Genomic DNA, 18,323 nt, shown 5'->3' with positions numbered 1-18,323 from the left:
AAAAATCGCTACTATTAAGTAGTGGCATATCAAAGCAGATCATAAAGCAAGTTGTTAGAACGGTAAAAAATATTCGTAAAACTTACGCTCAGTATATATACAAAATACTAAAAAATATAATTTCATTATATATAATAAATTTTTATTAAAAAGCAAAAATTAAGAAGGGTATACAATTTTTTATTGATCAAAACGAGAAAAATGAAAAATGAGCAGTTTGTAGAAAACTTGAAGTCTTGCATTATACTTGATAAGGAAAAAGATTATCTTTATAATAAGAGGTTTTCTATGGTCTAGTGATAGCAAATTACCTGAAGATAAGCAACCCGTTCTAGAAAAGATTATTGCACAATATCTACCTAAAGCAGATAAAGAAAATATTATGAGCACTATAGCACAAAAATATAAGGACGAAGGTATCCAAATAGGGGAAGAGAAAGGGAAGGACGATCTATTTGTTAAGACGTATGTTTGATTTTATAGAAACAGGTAGAAATATACAAATACTTTATCGATATGCTCAACGAGAAATATTAGCATCAGATTTCTTTGAGCTAACAGCAGAGGGTTATCAACAGTTATCTGCAATAGAACAAACGCAAAAATGGTACATGCTAAATCCTGAAAAGCTGAACAAAAATTATATAGAGGAAGGATCTTATTTCATTGTAAATGAAAGGGAAAAAGCTATTTTACTAATAGCGGTAAAATTTATTAATTTCGCTTCTGAAAACTTGCCTACTGATTCGTCTTTTTTAGAGCGGTTGCTTTATGCGAAGCACTGCATCCCTGATTTTTTTTCGTCTACATCTGAGAAAATTGAAAGCAACAATTGTCGTATTATACAATTGTACCCCTATTGCAACAACCCATTGGACCAATCTGATGATAAAAATTAGCCACTATTTTGGCTCATCTGTAATGGATATAATTGTCTATAAAACCAAATAATAAAGATGGGAAAAGGAAATGGCGTATAAAAAAGAAGATAAAAGGATAGACAAAGGAAAAGCCAAAGAAATGATTGTACAAGATAGTGACATCCCCATTGGTAGCCCTGATGTCAAAGAAATGATCGCGCAAAAGTTGTATGCAGATAAAACGGCCTATATCACTAAACTCTTTAAGACAAATGGAATCTATTATTTCTTTATAAGGCCACGTAGATTTGGTAAATCTCTACTCCTAGATACCATAGACCAAATAGCAAAAGGAAATAAAAGGTTATTTAAAGGTTGTAATATTTATTAAGAATAAAACCTATAAATGGAAAAAATATCCGGTCATTTGGTTGAACTTTTCGGAGCTAGTTTCTAAAGAGCCTGATTTATTGGAAAAAGAACTTCAATATAAGCTTTTAGAAATTGCAAATAAATATGGCATCAATGAACTAAAAGCGCCTTCACTTAGCACAAAACTGGGTGAGCTGATCAATATCCTAGGAAGGCTTCAAGAAGGTTACGAACCCACTCCCATTATTTTAATTGATGAATATGACAGCCCATTAATTTCTTGTAAAAAAGATCAGTACGAATATGTGCTTGCTGTTCTTAGTTCATTTTTCAAAGTTTTAAAGGGCCGTCAGAAGGACTGTAAATTTATTTTTGTAACGGGTGTAACTAAATTTCATTTATCTGGCCTTACCTCAGGGGCTAACTCGGCCAATGACATATCATTTCATGAAGATTATGCAGAGATGTTGGGCTGTACGGAAGAGGATATTGACAATCTATTTCTTAGCAAGGATAGAATTGTTCATCCAATACTTGAAAGACTGAATAGAAAAAATACTCAGGAAGAAAAGTATACGTTTATTCAATTAAAGCAAGCATTAAAAGATTATTATAATGGTTATTGTTTTACAGCTGATAAAATGGTAAGCGTTTATAATCCAGATTCTATACTAAGATTCTTCTATGCAAAAGATTTTGATAATTTTTGGTTTAACTCTGGTAGTCCTATCATCCTATTGCAACAAATGAAGCAAAATATACATCGGTTTAATATGGATTGGGATAAATGTAGTTTCCCAATCGATAAAGTCAGATTTAAACTCGTACATCCTTCTTTCCATGAAATGCCTTTGCTATCCTTGATGTACCAAACTGGATACCTTACCATGGATCTTGACCCATCTCATGTACAAGATAAAAATCACCTGACGTATTATTTAAAGTTTCCTAACCAGGAAGTAAAATCTTCTTTAAAGCTTATATTGGCTGATTTTATTGTTCAAGCACACCAGGAAGCAGGAAAGGCATGTAGCGCATCTGTTTTGAGTGCTTTAAGAAAAGAGGCATGGGTTTCTTTTCTTAACATCGTTCGAAGCGATTGTTTAGCCAAGGCGGGTTACCGTTTTTTAGATAAAACCGAAAAAAGTTTTCAGGGTACTTTATATGCGTTTCTAAATGGTGCTTTCCATGAAATGCATGATACAAATGCTAGCGCCGAAAGAGATAGTGCAATAGGCCGTTTGGATATCGTTATGGAAGAATCAGCACAATGAAAAAAGAACCGTATATATCTTCGAGCTAAAAGTAGACAAACCAGCCTTAGACGCTCTGGAGCAAATACGTAGTAAAGATTATAGCATTCAATATGGAACCTGTCATAAGAAGGTGTTTATAGGCCTAACATGCGATGCTATAAAGCTCAATATTATCGAGGCAACTATTGAAGTACATCAAAAAGGTGATAAAAATGACTTTCAACTGATGCCACCTAAAAATTTTGCCGTTAATGCTACTGGTTATTTTCAAGAAGTAGCATCAAAAGGTATAGAAGCCTAATACTTCTAAAGACCCTTAGCTTAGTTTATTATAGCTTCTTTTTCTTGACAGCTTCAAGACTTTTAAGACATTTGCTTTCACACCTAAAGAAAAGTCATACTTACCTGAATCGCCTAGCGGGTGCCATTGATAGCTAAGTTGCCAGCAGTGTAAATCTCGTTGAATGGAAATTTCTGTAGCAGATGGGTCAAATTCATTTTTAGTAAAATTATAGGTACTACTTAGGTTTAGCTTCCACTTTTTAACCAAAGTCATACTCCCATTAAGGGTTATATATTTTTCTATGCTATAATCTTTTTTTCCTTTTTCATATTCATGTAGTTTTTTATAGATAAAATTAAATTCTGAGCTAAAACTCCAAGGTTTGTCAAAGTCTATCTTGTGTTCTTTAATTTTATTGGTCAATCCATCATGATCACTGAATAGGTCTTTTTTTTTCTTTTTCTGTTTGCTCGAATAGTGTGCAATATCTATGTGTACTTTACAATTTGCCTCTTTAACCCTGGCCAAATATTTACCATGGCTCCATGCAAAATGATTCGTAGCCTCTTCTTTGATTTTATTATCAGCTGTCGGTTCACTTTTGTATAGATAAGGGTCAAAATTTGTGGTAAAGTCAAAGCCAATCTTGCCTATTTTCCCCATTTTTGCCTCACTAGCAATATGCATATGAATGCCATTTGTTAGGTGGCACTTCTCTGCTTTAAAATCATATTCTGTTTCAAGATCTAAGTTTTTTAATAAAAATATTTTGTGACTCATTCGTTTTTTTTCCTTTTCTTTTTTTTCTGGATCTGTTGGTTTTTTTATCTTTAACTCAGCCGTATTGTGCAGCTTACACTTTAAAATAGATGTAGTACGATTGGCTACCCCTATCCCTGGACGGAGTCCTTTAAATGCATATTTTTTTTCTTTTTCCCCTTTTTCATTTTCTACTTCAAAGAAATATTTGTTAGAGAAATCAGGTGTATAGGTAAAGTCAATGCTAGGCTCTGTCTTAATGCGAAAACCCTGTACAGATGCTGCATCTTCAAAATAGTGGGTATGGTATAGCGTAGTTGCTAGCTTTGCACCGAAACCCCAAGTATAAACTCTATTAAATCCTGGTTTCCGTATACGCCCTTTTGGCTCTTTATTAAGCCAATACCATGCTTCATTATAGGTGAGATGGGGGGTGAAGTTAATATGGTCAAATAATTTACAGTGCATGTTAAGCGGTACGGTATGCTTTATACCATTTTCTGTATAGTGATTCCATGGGCAGCTTAAAGAAACGGGTATGTCTAATAGGCTAGGTTCTTTTTTTGCATTTTGAAAGTGGTATTCAAAACTTACATTATGCTTTAACTCAATATTATGAAACCAGCGGTTCGTATCTTTGGATGGAATCACTTTTAGCGGGTACCAAGAAGGACTATTTAGGGTACCTGTTGGCAGGGCCCAGTGTTGAAAATTCGAAGTAAGATTGTTTTTAAATTCTGTTCGTAGGGTTAAATGATAGGGGACACCTATCAGTTTGTCATTATAGGATAAGCTGGCAGAAGATTCTTGTGTCAGCTTTTTGGGGATCTTATTGAAGATTTTGTTGTCTTCATAGTCCAATGCTTTGTAAGATTTATTGCGGAGGTCAAACTTTGCGCTGAAACTTCTAGCGCCACGTGTTAGCGTTTTATGTTCCCATTTTAAAGACCAGACTTTTTCCTGTTCCGTTATATTTTTTGCATAAAACAGCTCCCCACTACATAGGTATCTTTTTTTATAGCGTAGCTCATTCCTAAGTTCTGTAGTGCCATCAGAATAAATACTCCCTAAAATAGAAATATCTGCATAATCATTGAAGTTCATGTAGTATCCGCCATTACGGAGATAAAATCCCCTGTCTCCTTCCCCTATTTCTGGTGGAATAATACCATGTATGCGCTTTCCTTCCAGGAATAATGTTCCAAAAATACACCCTAGCGGAGTAGGCACATTATCGAAGTAAAAGCGAAAAGGTCCACTCGTAATTTGCTTGTCTTGAACCATTTTAGCGCGCTTGGTACGTATGTGAAAATGGGGATGCGCTAGCCCACAAGTTGTGTAAATGATATCTTCAGCGTAAAATGTTTCTTCATCCTCTTTTTTTACCTGTTTGCTTTTTACAATCGATTCTTCTTGTTTGGTAAGGAGTGTATCTACTAAAGCCCGTTTGGTGTCGATGTTGTACCAGATTTTTTCTATAAAAAAGATGCGTGTTTGGCTAGACCCATCTTTTCCATATTTGTTTTTTGTTACATCTTTATAGGTAAAAATAGGGCTACCTATTGACTTATTATGCAGGTCCTTGGTTCCTTCCGCATGAATCGTATTGCTATTTAAGTCTAAAGTGACTACATGCGCTTCTAGTTTCATGTTGTCATAATCAAGCGTGCTCCCACCATGTAAAGCAAGTCTTTTCTTTTTGGCATCAAAAACAATTGAATCTTCAGATTGATAATGAACAGTATCTATAGCTTTTTCTCCTTCTTTTTTAGTACGAGCTGGTGTTAAAAGCCACTGGTAGCTCTTTTTAAAAAGCAGCTGATTGCTGAATTGTTTATACGTGTCATAGGGTTGCCTATAGGTAAAGCACTTATTGGGAAACATCCAGCTTGTATGTTTGGTGCTATAAGCACTGCTAAAATAGGGGCCACCATTACAATATCCAGTTGCTTTTGATAAAATCGATACACCACTCAGTATAAATGGTACCAAAGCAACAATACGTAAGAAATAAGACTTAGTCACACAAACAAATTTTACTTTTACCTTTTTGCGTAAGGATAGACACTATCTTTCTTTCGAAACGCGCTTATAGTGAGGAATTTATAGGAGCAACGGCGCGCAAAACCGCAGCATACTAGATGTACGTGAGGGTTTAAGCACTAGATCGACGTGTAAATTACCAGTAGAAGTAGCGTTTCGAAAAAAGTCTAATATCAAATATAAAAGTATGCATTTGTTTTTCATATAGTAGACCCCTAACTATTTTATCTATAGTTTCCGTTTTGCTACAGTAATATATAAGACCTTCTGCAAAACCTATTGCTAAATGGTAATTTTGGCACTTGTCTATGCTCCTCAAATACATTTAGTATTCTGGCGACTGCGCTTCTCCTAAAAACTGCTGATCACAAATAGGTTTTGCAGAAGGTCTATAAATGCGTTACAAGCTGTAACATTGCACTGCTCTAATCAAGTCTTGAAATTTTTTAATCATTTTTATTTGGAATTATATTTATTTTTTATTATGACCATCTGGATAAATGGGTAAGAGGGGGCCTTCGGTTCCATTAGGTCTAATTAATTTAGACATCAATACTATGAAAAAAAAGTATACCCATTATAGAGTAGGCCTATTGATTGCGCTATTCAGCTTACATACTTTATCTGCTTGTGTAGGCATAAGGCAAAAGCAGGGTTTTGAAAATAATAGCATTCATTGAACACGGCAATATGCAAGGAACCCAGACCGGGATAACAAAAGGGAGGCTTTTCCGCCTGATGGAAGGCGTTGTAGCATTTGGTACCGGTGTATTCGGAACATTAGTCATTTGTAATTATTTTGGAAATCAATCAGGTATGACTAATCTATATATAAATAATGGCAGTAGGATGAATGGTAGTAATTTGACCGCTGTTGTACCGTTCATCTCAACTGGAGTGGATACAACGATGCGTCCATATATCAACATATCGCCTACACAGGAACGCGCCATTATTCATGCGATCCAGCAAAACCCAGCAGGCTTGATACCTAATGAAGCATCTAGTGATGACATCACCTTCTGGGATCCTATGGTTTTATATGATCATGTGCTAGATGACCTTAAGGCGAATGATTTTTCGATAAATAGGATAGAGTATTGGCTTGCTAAAGGTCTGCATATAGATGCAAAGAACAAACAAGGCCGTACTTTATGCATGTATGCCGCATTGTATAGCAAGTTAGATGCCTTTCAACGCATAATAGAATAGATAAGGGGGCCAATGTAAATGCAAAAGATAAGCATGGGCATACTGCTTTGCATCTAGCAGTAGGTCTTGATTATATATAGATATAGTGAACCGTTTATTGCAAGCAAAAAATATGGATATAAATGCCATAGATAACAACAAAAGAACACCTTTACATTTGGCAATAGTCTTCGGTCATATACCTAAGGCTGAACGTTTATTGCAAGTACAAAATATTGATGTAAATGTCACGGATACCAATCATAGAACACCTCTGCACTGGGGCGCAAAAAGAGGTTATCCAACCATTGTAAAAGAGATCCTAGACAAGCATGAAGTTGATATAAATGGAAAGGATAAAGATGGGTGTGCCCCTTTGCATTGAGCAGTAGGCCGTCGCAGTATGAGTGTAGTGGACTGTTTATTGCAAGTACAAGGTATTGATGTAAATGCCAAAGATAATGATTATAGAACCGCTCTGCATATAGCCGCACGCGACGGTTATCAAAATCTAGTTAAAGTGTTAATGCACTATCCTAATATTTCCATCAATGAAAAAGATAAACATAGGAATACCCCCTTGCATCTAGCAGCATATGGCGGCCATGTAGATGTGGTTGAACTATTAGTCGAAGACTCCCGTATTATTATAGATGAGAAAAATAAAAATGGCTATACTCCCTTGGATCTAGCAAAAAGGCGTGGTTTTTGGAAGGTATTAGAGGTATTAAAAGGATTATCAGCAGTATCAGTTTCCTCAATTAATTAGTCGAATGAAAAAATCATATGGTTAAGAGTCTTTAGTTTTAAGTGTGGTATAAATATTTTTGAGATTGTATATTTACACACTTAAAACTAAAGACGCGCCAAAATATAGGAATTGAATCAAAAAGTATAGACAATAGTTATAAAATAACCAGGAAATGTCTATAAAAGCTCTTGAACTTGGGAAGGATATAAACCGGTTAGAAGAATAATATCTTCTATAGGGTAACCCCTCAAAAGCATAGATTTAGCGATCTCCACTTTTCCTTTTTCTTCCCCTATACGCATACCCTTTTCTTCCCCTATACGCATCCCTTTTTGGATCCCTTTTTGGATCCCTTTTTGGATCCCTTTTTGTTCCCCTTCTTGTCTTAATGTTTCAGCTACTGACATGGCAATTTGATTTAATTTTGGGTTAGATTGCTTAATGGTTTGTAGTAAATTTGGATCATCATCTACCTTCAGCATATACAAAAAAGCTTCATTAGCATAACTAATATAGCCTTTTTCTAAAAAATTAACAATTAGATTGATATGATCAAGAAACCATTGATTAAACGAACGATAAATTCCTTGTTTGAGTATCATCGCTGCAAAAGCAGCCTTTTTATAACTAAGTAACTCATCTTCAGAAGTACTATATAGATCAACCAAATGAAACTTGTCAAACATACAAGATTTGGCTAACTCAGGATCTGAAAACATTGACAATAAACTATTAGAACCTTTATACGGACTGTTCCCATTGTATATACATATGTTTAATATCACTGGTAGCGGAACATTTCCTTTTTCTTTTAGATGTTGACGCAATAACTGAACGTTATACTCCATGAAACGAAGAGGCATATACAAATCTTCAGTCGATTGATGCTCAGCAATTAGATACAGGTACCCTTCCTTTCCATTTATATTGGTTTTGAATACTAAATCAGACTCTCCTCTTCTACCAACTGGATCCACAAAGCTTTTATTGGTAAGTTCTAAATTTTCTTGATCTATTTTTACAAGTAGATCACGAGGTAGATTAGCAGCTAAAAAATCTAGCATCGCTTCCTTGTTGCAGAATGTGTTTTTAAATACGGTGTCATGAGGTTTATCTACTCCCTCTTTTTTATTCTTTTTCTTGGTCATTTGATCAGTAGATTACAATAAATAAAAACGTTAAAAATTAAGAAATCTGTTGTATATCAGATTCAGATAAACCGGTGACACGTATAATCTTTTCCACTAAATCTCCCTCTTGAATCATAGCCTTAGCGATTTCCAATTTCTCGTCTTTATTTGTTTCCTACTATGGCCATAACATTGAACGCATACGCAAAATCTATTTTGTAATGCGGAATTTTTAGGAGCAGTAGCGTCAGCTTTATGGTTGTTGAATAGATTTTGCTGGATTGCCTAATAGCAGATCGCCACTTTTTACGTTGCCTAAAACAACCGACCCTGCACCAATACTGGCCCCCTTTTGAATGGTAACACCCGGAATGATGGTAGTACCTATGCCAATAAACACATCTTCTTCTATGGTTACATGATCACCAATAATACTACCTGCACCTATCTCTACCCAATCATGAATAGTGGTTTCTGGCTCAATGATAACCCCACTGTGTAGCACACAGTAGTTCCCTATAGTTACCTCTGAAGCCAAACATACTTGTGCACCCATGTAATTGCCGTGACCCAGCTGAACTGCTTCAGCGATAGTAGCCGATGGATGAATAGCAGAAATGGGCGTCGGTTTTTGCTGTGCAATTAAAAAATTCAAACAGTTTTTTCTTTTTTGCATAGGACGATAGGCAATAAAAGAAGCACATTGTTCACCGAGTAAATCAATGAAATTTGAATCATCTGTAGCGCCTAAGATAGGGATATTATGGATCTCTGTACCATGCCGTTTGGTTTCATCTTCTAGAATCCCGTAAACAATTACATTGTTTTTTTGGAAAATATCTAAAGCGCCTTTTGTAAGGTGGCATAGGCCAAAAATAATTACACCTTTGTGCATATAATTGTAATTTATTTATAATAACTGCTTTGTTACGGAATAAAGAAAACGTTTATGCATCCATTCAGCTTGCTTACTGCATAAAACAATCAAAAGACCTTCTGCAAAACCTATTTCTAATGGCAATTTTGGTGTCGAAGCTTGTCTATGCTCCTCAAATACATTTAGTATTCTGCGGTGCTCGACTGCGCTTCTCCTAAAAACTGCTGATCACAAATAGGTTTTGCAGAAGGTCTAAAAACGCGCTTTGGAAAAAGTAGAAAGTACACTTTTAGTAAGCTACCTCCAACATCAGTCGTTCTTGTAGTAATGCGATGGCAGCGTTTTTTTTGCCCAAATAGCTTAACTTTTCTTGATCTGTATAGGGTTTTTGGACAGCTGGCTGTTCGACCAAAACACCTTGAATGGTTAGATCAGGATGATGCAATTTTAATTTAGGTAATAATTCTTCTTTAAGGTTGTGTAGTATCTGTTCTTGAACAGCATTGATCAATGCAATCGTAACTACTGTACCTTCAATTTGTATGGGCTGGTTCATAAGATGATAAGCAGCTATATGACCATTCTTTTTAAGTTGTTCCCTATAATCACCCAGGCAAGATTGAACGATTGCTGCTGAGACTGGTTCTTTTATATCATATTGGTTTTTTATTTTTTTATCCGAATCATTTGATTTTTTTTTTGTGCTCAATGAAGCTTTTAAGCTTGCTAAGGTAGGAATGGCAATCGTTTCTGGCTGCTGTACTGCTGGATGCTCCCGTAAGTGATCCGTGCTAGGGCTTGACCCGTCCAGTGGTGTTGTTGATGGTTGAACGGAAGTAGCAGTAGCTTGTTTGGGCTTGTCTATAACTGGCTCTTTTTTTTTATTTTCTTTTGGTAATGAATTGTTTCCAGGAAGTGTCAGGTCGCTAGTGGTTAGCTCAATCAGTGCCAGTTCTACATGCAGTCTTTGATGTTGGCTGGCTTTATAGCCTACATCACATTGGTTTAAGCGTGCCAACGCTTTCAATAAAAAAGGGACAGTGCACTGCGCAGCATATTTAGCATAAAGCGGTCGAATGTTATCTGTGACTTCTAAAAGCGGAAGGGTCTTGCTGTCTTTGCAAACCAGTAGGTTGCGTAAATGTTCTCCAAGCCCTACTACAAAATGGTGCCCATTAAAGCCTCTACGTAAGATGGTGTCATAGAGCGCGAGCACAGCCGGAATATCCCTTGTAAGAAAGCGTCTGTACATTTAAAATAATAGTCGTAATCTAAAATTTGTAGATGATCGCGTGTAGTCTCATAAGTAATGGTACCAGAAGTAGTGAGCAGATCAAACATAGAAAGGGCATCCCGCATGGCACCTTCTGCTTTTTGTGCAATCAGCTGCAGCGCAGACTCCTCATAAGGAATAGAGGCTTGTATGGCAATCTTTTTAAGTTGGGAAACAATATCTTCTAATGTAATCCTGTTAAAGTTAAAGATTTGACAACGGGATAAAACAGTAGGTAAAACCTTATGGCGTTCTGTAGTAGCTAATATAAATATAGCATAGCTAGGGGGCTCTTCCAGTGTTTTGAGGAAAGCATTAAAAGCAGCATTAGACAACATATGGACCTCGTCTATAATGTATATCTTATACTTACCCATTTGAGGGCATAACGAACCTGTGCAACCAGCTCTCGAATATCTTCTACAGAGTTATTAGAAGCTGCGTCTAATTCATAGACATTCATGGAACTATTGTTGCTTAAGCTTATACAGTTGGCACAATGGTTACAGGGCTCTACTGTTTCCGTAACGTGCAGGCAATTGATCGCTTTGGCCAATATGCGTGCACAAGTAGTTTTCCCCACACCACGCGGACCACAAAAAAGAAAAGCATGGGCAAGTTGCCCAGATGCTATGGCATTCTTTAATGTAGTGGTAATATGGGGTTGACCAGTGACATCTTTAAATGCAGTAGGACGGTATTTTCTTGCAGAAACTACAAATTGGCTCATGGTAAGATTTTAAACAATGGCGCATTAGCCTACCCTTGAAAAAAAGATTTAATACGCTCAAAAAAGCTCTCTTCTTTTTTAGAAGGCCTCGGTATAAAGTTAGGCGAATCTCGAAGAGAAAGCAAAATTTCTTTTTCTTCTTTGGTAAGCTCTTGTGGTGTCCAGATTTGAATAAAAACCAACTGATCTCCCTTTTTACCATAACCATTTACATCTGCAATACCTTTCCCTCTTAGCTTAAGGACCTCGCCACATGTTGTTCCAGGTGGAATTTTAAGCCGCACTTTACCATATATAGTAGGTACTTCCATTTCGCAACCTAGTGTGGCGTCTATAAAGCTAATATGTAAGGTATAGCAAATATTATTGCCTTCACGTTTTAAAAGATCGTCTTCTTCTTCCTCTATTTGGACAATTAAGCTACCTGGCATACCGCCACGGGGTGGTGCATTTCCCTTGCCACGTAAGGTTAGCTCCATATTCTTTCTTACCCCTTTAGGTATTTGAAAGGTGATCAGATCATCTATAAACTTTCTTCCTTCTCCATGGCAATCACTACAAGGCGTTTTAATTCGACTACCCGTTCCACCACAGCTGTTACAAGTAGACTCTGTTAGCATGTTGCCCAACATGGTTTGGGTCGTTTTACGCACCACGCCATGCCCTTTACATGGCCCACATTTTTCTATAGCAAGTCCATTTTCTGCCCCATTACCGCCGCATGTATCACAACTTGTATAACGTTTTACTTTTACTTTTTTCTCTGCACCTAGTGCAATCTCTTTAAGGTTTAGTTTGATTTTGATCCGTAAATCCTCGCCATAATTAGATGCCCGACGCGTTTTCCTGCCGCCACCAAAAAAACTACTAAAAGGAGAATCCTGAAATAAGTCATTTAAATCCCCCTCGAAAAAGTCATCTCCATATGAACCAGCTCCTCCTTGGAACCCTGTTGTACCAAACTGATCATATTGATGCTTTTTCTCTGGGTTGCTTAGCACATCGTAGGCTGCTGTAGCAGCTTTAAACTTCTCTTCTGCTGCTTTATTTCCTGGATTTTTATCAGGATGGTATTGCATGGCTACCTTGCGATAAGCTTTTTTAATCTCATCTGCAGTGGCACTACGTTCTACACCCAGCACGTTGTAATAGTCCTTTTCCATTTATACTCCAATTATAACTTTAGCAAACCGCAATACATACTCATGGATCAAGTATCCTTTTTCTACTACTGCTACAATCTTCCCTTGCATCTCTAGATTATCTACCGGTTGCTGCATAATCGCTTCATGCAAATCTGCATTAAATGCACTGCCCTGCTCTATGGCTATTTCTTTTACACCATACCTTTTTAAGACGCTACATAATTTATCATAAATCAATTTGATGCCTTCAATGTGTTGGGTTGCTCCTTGTGTGCCTTGTAGCGCCGTGATGCATCGCTCAAAATCATCTACGATGGGTAACAGCTCTTTTAATGTTTGCTCGTTGGCTTTATCAGTAAAGGCCATACGTTCTTTAGCAGCACGCTTCTTAAAGTTGTCAAATTCAGCATAAAGACGAACATACTTGTCATTTGCTTCCATCAGTAGCATTTGGAGTTGTTCCAACGAAGTTATATCAGAAGTGAACATTTCTTTATGCCCACTATCTAATGGATCGGCTGACTTACAGCAACCTGGCTGCGGCTCTTTTTCCTGTTGGCTACAACAGCCTGTTTGCGCATCTATCTCTTGCTGGCCACAGCAGCATGGTTGAGGCATTGCCTCCTCATCGGTACAGCAGCATGTTTGGCTGATGGTTGCCTCCTGGCTACAACAACCTTCTTGGTTTTGGTTTACTGGCTCTTTGCAGCAACCTGTTTTGTTTGTGTCTGTATCTTGTAACTTCATGCTTTATAATAGTATAAAATAATGATGAGATGGCCTCGTTACAACTATAGACCTTCTGCAAAACCTATTGCTAAATGGCAGTTTTGGCGCTTGTCTATGCTCCTCAAAATACATTTAGTATTCTGGCGACTGCGCTTCTCCTAAAAACTGCTGATCACAAATAGGTTTTGAAGAAGGTCTTAAGTTTCGAAAGCAGTCTATTATCAAAATATAAAAGATTTATATCAACGCTATAGACTTATGCAATTTTTTTGCCAAATGCTTGTAGTAATGTCAAATTGTCATGTTATACCACACCTTGTGCTGGATGTTTACCAGGTATTTTTCGGTAAAAATCTTGAATATCTGCTATATCCTTGTCTATATTACCTGTCAGGTGGAAGGTTGGGCCTAATCCCATTTCCTTTTTAACATAGTTCATGTACCCTAAGATAATCGGAACATTTGCTGCTTCGGCTAACCTATAAAAACCTGTTTTCCAACGTTTTACATAGCTTCTTGTTCCTTCTGGTGCAATGGCAAGTAGCAGTAGCTCTGTTTGGCTAAACATTTCTGCCATAACAGCTACCATATTGGTTTTTTTCGTTGTTTTGTTTCTGTCTATTGGAATGGCCCCCAGTATTTTCATTAAGCAGGAAAGTGGAAAAAACATTACTTCCTTTTTTATGGCAAACCTAAGCGGCACATCTGGATGGCTAAGCTTAAACAACATGCCATAAAAAAAATCCCAATTACTGGTATGTGGTGCCAATACTAAGACTGCTTTTTTACAGGCTATTGGATGGGTGATGTTGTGAACTTTCCAGCCTAAAAGCTTGATCAGCCCAATGGCACATTTTTGGGTCCAACTGGGTGCTTGTCTGGTGCTGCTAGCCTTAGAATCGATCATGTTATAGACTTTATTGCGTTCATTACTATTCAATTGTCTGCAATTTAATATAAAAAAGTTAACCTAGGGTGGGGCGAGTGTTGTTTATGAAAGAAAAAAATGGTAAAATTATACTGTAGACCTTCTTCAAAACCTATTTGTGATCAGCAGTTTTTAGGAGGAGCGCAGTCGAGCACCGCAGCATACTAAATGTATTTGAGGAGCATAGACAAGCTTCGACACCAAAATTGCCATTAGAAATAGGTTTTGTAGAAGGTCTTGTTTATAGTCCTCCTTAGCTCAGTTGGTTAGAGCATTTGACTGTTAATCAAAGGGTCGCTGGTTCGAGTCCAGCAGGGGGAGCTTTAATTAAGTATGGAGCAGGAATGGAAATATTTTTTGAACGAATTTGAGGCCTATCTCCGTTTAGAGCGTTTGCTTGCTGAGCACTCCATTGTAGCTTACCTTTCTGATGTAACCAAATTTGCCCAATTTTTTTGGGGCAGGGCAGTTCCGCCAACTAAAGTTGATTCCATTCATATTGAAGAGTTTTTAGGAGTATTGTGCCGTGTAGGCATGAAGGCTACGAGTCAATCAAGAATACTTTCTGGTCTACGTATTTTTTATAAGTTTTTACAGTTAGGTGAACACATCATTAAGGATCCTACTAAGCTTATAGAAAATCCTCAGTTAGGGCAACATCTGCCATCTGTTTTGTCTGTATCGGAAATTGAAGCGATCATTGGCGCTATAGACCATTCTACGTCGATTGGTGTCCGAAATCGAGCCATTGTGGAAACGCTGTATGGTACAGGCATGCGTGTTGCTGAGCTGATCGCTTTAAAGTTAAGCCATATCTATTTCGAAGAAAGCTTTGTACGCGTCATTGGCAAAGGCAATAAAGAGCGGCTGATACCTATTGGTGAAGTAGCCTTAAAGCATATTAAACTTTATGTGCAGCAGGTTCGCAGCCATATGCCTATACAATCAGGGCATTTAGATACCCTTTTTTTAAACCGGCGTGGAAGAGGCTTAAGCAGGGTGATGATTTTTTTAATGGTACAGGCGCTTGCTAGAAAGGCTAAGGTAGATGTAGCAGTTGGGCCTCATATCTTTAGACACTCTTTTGCGACCCATTTAATAGAAGGAGGCGCAGATTTACGTGCCATACAGGAAATGTTGGGACATGCTTCTATCACTACTACTGAAATATATACCCATCTAGATAGAAGCTATCTTAAACAAATCATGCAGGCCTATCATCCGAGAAGTCACCTAAATGCTCCTAATACATAATGCGTTTGGTAGACCTTTTGCAAAATCTATTGCTAAATGGCAATTTTGTGGTCTATGCTCCTCAAATACATTTGTATGCTGCGGTGCTCGACTGCGCTTCTCCTAAAAACTGCTGATCACAAATAGGTTTTGAAGAAGGTCTAGTGCTTTTTTAGAAGAAAATAGCTATATTTGAGCCTGGGTCCTTAGCTCAGCTGGTTAGAGCATCTGTTTTACACACAGAAGGCCGCAGGTTCGAATCCTGCAGGGCCCACCAGAAAGTATAGAAATTTAAATATTATGCCCGTTAGATTACAGCGTAAAGCAAGAAAAAATAAGATCAAAGCAGCACAGCGTAAAGTTGCGATTAAGCGTCTGATGTTTATGCCTGTTATTAAATGTTTAGATGTAGAAGCAATGCGTAAAAGTTTTGCAGATGCTGCATCTACCGCTTAGATGTAATGAGCCGCTGGAAAGCAATCAGAAACGCGCGGTTGGAAAAATGTTGTGATGGGTAAGTGTACTCTTAAAGCTGATTAGAGGGTCAGTATCCATTTGCCATATAGGATTGCTATCACGCAAACAAGGGCGCTTGATTTTTTGCTTACTTTTTGATCAAGCAAAAAGTAGGATAAAAAACTCCTTATGTCTTTTTATAGTTTTTCGGCGTATACTGCTACTAGTTTCCTGCTTATTTGGAAGATTGAAGAAAGTGTAGCAACCTTACGTTCGCAACTACCTCCCCAGTTTTTAGTTGACTATCATAGTAGCAATCTATCTTCTACGGATAGGATCCGGCAGTCTTTGGCGGTAAGAGTAGCGCTTTACCATTTGCTACAAAAATTAGCTTTACCCATTTTAGTGCTTTCTAAAAATGGGCAAGGCCAGCCTATTTTAGGCGATGGTAGGTTCCATATTAGCTTTACCCACACCCGTTATGTAGCTGCTGTAGCACTATCTACCGTTGTTCCCATAGGTGTTGATATAGAAATGGTTACACCCACTTTGCGTAGGGTACAAGAAAGGTTCTTAACAAACAAGGAAGTGCAAAATGCCAATCATTGCCTTGAACAGCTAGCCATCTATTGGGCTGCCAAGGAGGCATTGTATAAACGTTTGGCTAACCAAAAAATTACTACCTTTAAGGCTATTTTTATAGCCCCCTTTGTGTTACAAGGTAAAGGAAAAGTTATAGCCCATTTCAATGGCAGAAAGTATGGAATGGATTATCAGCAAATAGCAGACAGTGCGCTACCGCCACATGTTTTGGTATGCTGTGCAGATTAATAGATGGAGGGTTGTGATGCTACGGTTTGATCAGTTGAACAGCAGCATCACTAGACCTTCTGTAAAACCTATTGCTAAATGGCAATTTTGGCACTTGTCTATGCTCCTCAAATACATTTAGTATTTTGGCGACTGCGTTTCTCCTAAAAACTGCTGATCACAAATAGGTTTTGCAGAAGGTCTACCATCAGGCCTTAATGCAAAAAATGGGGAAGGGGCCCCTATAGCTTTTATCAAAAAAAACAAAAAACAAAAAAATGATACTGTAAAAGAGTTCCTAGCAACAAACCCCTTTCACACGCCATATGAAGCCCCAAAATCATAGCAGCTCCTTTAAGCAGGAACTACCTCAAAAGTCAATGTATAAGCAACTGTTTCGTGTAAAGCCAATACTGCTTGATAGGTACCTATTTGCTTAATAGGCACTTCAATAGTTATTTTAGTATAGTCTAGGCTAATCCCCTGCTCTTTAAGCGATTTAGCAATTTGCAAAGGCGTGACAGAACCAAATATTTTACCACCTTCACCTACCTTTGCAGCCACTACCACCTTTGCAGCTGTTAAAAGCGGTAAAAGCGCTTCAGCATTGGCTTTTAGCTTTAACATTTTGTGTGTTGCTTGCCTTGCATTTTCAAGCGCTACCTTTTTATGCGCCTCATTGGCCACAACAGCAAGCCCTTGAGGAATTAGATAATTCCTGGCATAGCCAGCCTTAACTAAAACCGTATCGCCTTTGTTGCCTAATGTTTTGTATGCACGCTTTAGTATTACTTCCATTTTGGTCTATTTTAGGTTATCCGCTACATAAGGAAGCAAAGCAAGCTGTCTAGCACGCTTTACCGCACAAGCCACTTTCTTTTGATATTTTAAACTATTGCCACTAATGCGCCTAGGCAGTATTTTACCCTGCTCATTGAGAAACTTCATCAAAAACTCAACGCATTTATAGTCGACATATTTAATGCCATACCGCTTAAAGCGACAAAACTTCTTAGTGATTGTTTTTTTTTGTATCGATTCGTTTACTAAAGTCATACCGCTGCTGCTTTCTTAGATTCTTTTTGCTCCGACCGTCTTTCCATGTTATGTGCCAATGCATGCTTGTCTAAAGCAAAGGTTAAAAAACGCAAAACCTCTTCATCCCGTGCATAGGTAACCTCTAACTCCTTAATAAGGCCCGGATCGCCTGCAAATTCTATTAGGTGGTATACCCCACTTTTTTTATGCTTTATTTGGTAAGCCAATGGCTTTAAACCCAGCTCCTCCTCGTATGTTATGGTTGCATTACGCTCCACTAAAAAAGACCGATACTTATCAATAGATGCCTTTATTTGATCGTTAGAAAGTACTGGCGATAGTATAAATACTGTTTCGTAATGTCTCATGTTATCATTAAATAATGCTCAACCCTGAATAAGGTACAATAAGACTAAATTTATAAAAAGAAATTGATGCAGTCAAGTTTTTTATAATTTA

Annotated in this window: 21 protein-coding genes, 2 tRNA genes and 3 pseudogenes; 15 read left to right on the top strand and 11 right to left on the bottom strand. The window is 37.5% G+C overall.

The window, feature by feature from the left end; genetic code table 11:
* The first annotated feature begins 247 nt into the window (after nucleotides 1-247).
* The 6 genes and pseudogenes from FPG78_RS05225 (at nucleotide 248) to FPG78_RS08170 (ending at nucleotide 2,789) form a co-directional block, all read left to right on the top strand.
* A complete protein-coding gene (locus FPG78_RS05225; RefSeq protein ID WP_144086932.1) occupies nucleotides 248-475 on the top strand; it encodes a hypothetical protein in 228 nt (75 codons plus the stop codon).
* On the top strand, nucleotides 468-899 hold the full coding sequence (locus FPG78_RS05220) for a hypothetical protein (protein ID WP_144086931.1): 432 nt from the start codon (nucleotides 468-470) through the stop codon (nucleotides 897-899). The genes FPG78_RS05225 and FPG78_RS05220 overlap by 8 nt, the downstream gene beginning before the upstream one ends.
* Before the next feature lie 70 nt (nucleotides 900-969).
* Nucleotides 970-1,251, top strand: coding sequence for an AAA family ATPase (locus FPG78_RS08175; RefSeq protein ID WP_144086930.1), 282 nt, complete (start codon nucleotides 970-972; stop codon nucleotides 1,249-1,251).
* Nucleotides 1,217-2,506, top strand: coding sequence for an AAA family ATPase (locus tag FPG78_RS05210; protein WP_144086929.1), 1,290 nt, complete (start codon nucleotides 1,217-1,219; stop codon nucleotides 2,504-2,506). The genes FPG78_RS08175 and FPG78_RS05210 overlap by 35 nt, the downstream gene beginning before the upstream one ends.
* Nucleotides 2,478-2,606, top strand: a pseudogene (locus FPG78_RS08470) (hypothetical protein); the annotation flags it as partial. The gene FPG78_RS05210 and the pseudogene FPG78_RS08470, both read left to right, overlap by 29 nt.
* Nucleotides 2,607-2,618: 12 nt before the next feature.
* Nucleotides 2,619-2,789 carry a hypothetical protein gene (locus FPG78_RS08170; RefSeq protein WP_255431763.1) on the top strand — a complete coding sequence of 57 codons (171 nt, stop codon included), beginning with the start codon at nucleotides 2,619-2,621 and terminating at the stop codon, nucleotides 2,787-2,789.
* A 15-nt stretch (nucleotides 2,790-2,804) separates the two neighbouring features.
* Here the strand turns inward: FPG78_RS08170 and FPG78_RS05200 are convergent, their stop codons facing one another.
* Entirely contained in the window at nucleotides 2,805-5,555 is a 2,751-nt protein-coding gene (locus FPG78_RS05200) for a putative LPS assembly protein LptD (RefSeq protein ID WP_144086927.1), read from the bottom strand.
* 575 nt (nucleotides 5,556-6,130) lie between these two features.
* On the opposite strand from FPG78_RS05200, the gene FPG78_RS08165 reads away from it, so the two are divergent.
* From FPG78_RS08165 to FPG78_RS05185, 4 genes and pseudogenes are all read left to right on the top strand, one after another.
* A complete protein-coding gene (locus FPG78_RS08165; protein ID WP_255431762.1) occupies nucleotides 6,131-6,253 on the top strand; it encodes a hypothetical protein in 123 nt (40 codons plus the stop codon).
* A gap of 10 nt (nucleotides 6,254-6,263) precedes the next feature.
* The gene (locus tag FPG78_RS05195; RefSeq protein WP_144086926.1) at nucleotides 6,264-6,785 is read left to right on the top strand and encodes a hypothetical protein; all 522 of its coding nucleotides are present in this window, start codon (nucleotides 6,264-6,266) and stop codon (nucleotides 6,783-6,785) included.
* A gap of 85 nt (nucleotides 6,786-6,870) precedes the next feature.
* A complete protein-coding gene (locus FPG78_RS05190; protein WP_223262019.1) occupies nucleotides 6,871-7,149 on the top strand; it encodes an ankyrin repeat domain-containing protein in 279 nt (92 codons plus the stop codon).
* Nucleotides 7,150-7,164: 15 nt separating this feature from the next.
* A pseudogene (locus tag FPG78_RS05185) lies at nucleotides 7,165-7,533 on the top strand (ankyrin repeat domain-containing protein); the annotation flags it as partial.
* A gap of 158 nt (nucleotides 7,534-7,691) precedes the next feature.
* On the opposite strand, the gene FPG78_RS05180 reads toward FPG78_RS05185, so the two are convergent.
* From FPG78_RS05180 to FPG78_RS05155, 6 genes and pseudogenes are all read right to left on the bottom strand, one after another.
* A complete protein-coding gene (locus tag FPG78_RS05180) occupies nucleotides 7,692-8,663 on the bottom strand; it encodes an Rpn family recombination-promoting nuclease/putative transposase (protein WP_144086923.1) in 972 nt (323 codons plus the stop codon).
* A gap of 235 nt (nucleotides 8,664-8,898) precedes the next feature.
* The gene (locus tag FPG78_RS05175; RefSeq protein WP_144086922.1) at nucleotides 8,899-9,540 is read right to left on the bottom strand and encodes a DapH/DapD/GlmU-related protein; all 642 of its coding nucleotides are present in this window, start codon (nucleotides 9,538-9,540) and stop codon (nucleotides 8,899-8,901) included.
* Nucleotides 9,541-10,396: 856 nt separating this feature from the next.
* Nucleotides 10,397-11,525: pseudogene (dnaX, locus tag FPG78_RS07790) on the bottom strand (DNA polymerase III subunit gamma/tau); the annotation flags it as partial.
* A 29-nt stretch (nucleotides 11,526-11,554) separates the two neighbouring features.
* Nucleotides 11,555-12,688, bottom strand: a complete 1,134-nt coding sequence (gene dnaJ, locus FPG78_RS05165) for a molecular chaperone DnaJ (protein WP_144086921.1) — start codon at nucleotides 12,686-12,688, stop codon at nucleotides 11,555-11,557.
* A complete protein-coding gene (locus FPG78_RS05160; RefSeq protein ID WP_144086920.1) occupies nucleotides 12,689-13,417 on the bottom strand; it encodes a nucleotide exchange factor GrpE in 729 nt (242 codons plus the stop codon). It lies immediately after the preceding gene.
* A gap of 286 nt (nucleotides 13,418-13,703) precedes the next feature.
* Nucleotides 13,704-14,306 (bottom strand): 1-acyl-sn-glycerol-3-phosphate acyltransferase, encoded by a 603-nt coding sequence (locus FPG78_RS05155; protein WP_223262018.1) that lies wholly within the window; start codon nucleotides 14,304-14,306, stop codon nucleotides 13,704-13,706.
* A 268-nt stretch (nucleotides 14,307-14,574) separates the two neighbouring features.
* Between FPG78_RS05155 and FPG78_RS05150 the strand changes: the two genes are divergently transcribed.
* From FPG78_RS05150 to FPG78_RS05130, 5 genes are all read left to right on the top strand, one after another.
* Nucleotides 14,575-14,648 (top strand) — tRNA-Asn (locus tag FPG78_RS05150).
* 36 nt (nucleotides 14,649-14,684) lie between these two features.
* Nucleotides 14,685-15,581, top strand: coding sequence for a tyrosine recombinase (locus FPG78_RS05145; protein WP_320411057.1), 897 nt, complete (start codon nucleotides 14,685-14,687; stop codon nucleotides 15,579-15,581).
* 179 nt (nucleotides 15,582-15,760) lie between these two features.
* Nucleotides 15,761-15,837: transfer RNA gene (locus FPG78_RS05140), tRNA-Val, on the top strand.
* Between the two features lie 23 nt (nucleotides 15,838-15,860).
* On the top strand, nucleotides 15,861-16,016 hold the full coding sequence (locus tag FPG78_RS07200; protein ID WP_186292477.1) for a hypothetical protein: 156 nt from the start codon (nucleotides 15,861-15,863) through the stop codon (nucleotides 16,014-16,016).
* Between the two features lie 189 nt (nucleotides 16,017-16,205).
* Complete coding sequence (locus tag FPG78_RS05130; RefSeq protein ID WP_144086918.1) at nucleotides 16,206-16,847, top strand: 4'-phosphopantetheinyl transferase family protein; 642 nt, start codon at nucleotides 16,206-16,208, stop codon at nucleotides 16,845-16,847.
* A gap of 117 nt (nucleotides 16,848-16,964) precedes the next feature.
* On the opposite strand, the gene FPG78_RS08160 is transcribed toward FPG78_RS05130, so the two are convergent.
* The 4 genes from FPG78_RS08160 to rpsF all read right to left on the bottom strand — a co-directional run bounded on the left by FPG78_RS08160 (nucleotide 16,965) and on the right by rpsF (nucleotide 18,232).
* Nucleotides 16,965-17,093 (bottom strand): hypothetical protein, encoded by a 129-nt coding sequence (locus tag FPG78_RS08160; protein WP_255431760.1) that lies wholly within the window; start codon nucleotides 17,091-17,093, stop codon nucleotides 16,965-16,967.
* 87 nt (nucleotides 17,094-17,180) lie between these two features.
* Nucleotides 17,181-17,624 (bottom strand): 50S ribosomal protein L9, encoded by a 444-nt coding sequence (rplI, locus tag FPG78_RS05125; RefSeq protein WP_144086917.1) that lies wholly within the window; start codon nucleotides 17,622-17,624, stop codon nucleotides 17,181-17,183.
* Between the two features lie 6 nt (nucleotides 17,625-17,630).
* Nucleotides 17,631-17,882, bottom strand: coding sequence for a 30S ribosomal protein S18 (gene rpsR / locus FPG78_RS05120; RefSeq protein WP_144086916.1), 252 nt, complete (start codon nucleotides 17,880-17,882; stop codon nucleotides 17,631-17,633).
* Nucleotides 17,879-18,232 (bottom strand): 30S ribosomal protein S6, encoded by a 354-nt coding sequence (gene rpsF, locus FPG78_RS05115; RefSeq protein ID WP_144086915.1) that lies wholly within the window; start codon nucleotides 18,230-18,232, stop codon nucleotides 17,879-17,881. Before rpsF ends, rpsR begins: the two co-directional genes overlap by 4 nt.
* Between the last annotated feature and the right edge of the window lie 91 nt (nucleotides 18,233-18,323).

It is taken from the genome of Cardinium endosymbiont of Dermatophagoides farinae (assembly GCF_007559345.1).
Lineage (GTDB): Bacteria > Bacteroidota > Bacteroidia > Cytophagales > Amoebophilaceae > Cardinium.
Note: the sequence above shows the minus strand (reverse complement) of the source record. Positions and strands in the feature narration are given on the sequence as shown.

Excerpts from the sequence above, each read along its gene's own strand:
- FPG78_RS05220 (WP_144086931.1), top strand. The coding sequence starts at position 468 with ATGTTTGATTTTATAGAAACAGGTAGAAATATACAAATACTTTATCGA.
- FPG78_RS08175 (WP_144086930.1), top strand. The coding sequence starts at position 970 with ATGGCGTATAAAAAAGAAGATAAAAGGATAGACAAAGGAAAAGCCAAA.
- FPG78_RS08165 (WP_255431762.1), top strand. The coding sequence starts at position 6,131 with ATGAAAAAAAAGTATACCCATTATAGAGTAGGCCTATTGATTGCGCTA.
- FPG78_RS05195 (WP_144086926.1), top strand. The coding sequence starts at position 6,264 with ATGCAAGGAACCCAGACCGGGATAACAAAAGGGAGGCTTTTCCGCCTG.
- FPG78_RS05180 (WP_144086923.1), bottom strand. The coding sequence starts at position 8,663 with ATGACCAAGAAAAAGAATAAAAAAGAGGGAGTAGATAAACCTCATGAC.
- FPG78_RS05175 (WP_144086922.1), bottom strand. The coding sequence starts at position 9,540 with ATGCACAAAGGTGTAATTATTTTTGGCCTATGCCACCTTACAAAAGGC.
- dnaJ (WP_144086921.1), bottom strand. The coding sequence starts at position 12,688 with ATGGAAAAGGACTATTACAACGTGCTGGGTGTAGAACGTAGTGCCACT.
- FPG78_RS05160 (WP_144086920.1), bottom strand. The coding sequence starts at position 13,417 with ATGAAGTTACAAGATACAGACACAAACAAAACAGGTTGCTGCAAAGAG.
- FPG78_RS05155 (WP_223262018.1), bottom strand. The coding sequence starts at position 14,306 with ATGATCGATTCTAAGGCTAGCAGCACCAGACAAGCACCCAGTTGGACC.
- FPG78_RS07200 (WP_186292477.1), top strand. The coding sequence starts at position 15,861 with ATGCCCGTTAGATTACAGCGTAAAGCAAGAAAAAATAAGATCAAAGCA.
- FPG78_RS05130 (WP_144086918.1), top strand. The coding sequence starts at position 16,206 with ATGTCTTTTTATAGTTTTTCGGCGTATACTGCTACTAGTTTCCTGCTT.
- rplI (WP_144086917.1), bottom strand. The coding sequence starts at position 17,624 with ATGGAAGTAATACTAAAGCGTGCATACAAAACATTAGGCAACAAAGGC.
- rpsR (WP_144086916.1), bottom strand. The coding sequence starts at position 17,882 with ATGACTTTAGTAAACGAATCGATACAAAAAAAAACAATCACTAAGAAG.
- rpsF (WP_144086915.1), bottom strand. The coding sequence starts at position 18,232 with ATGAGACATTACGAAACAGTATTTATACTATCGCCAGTACTTTCTAAC.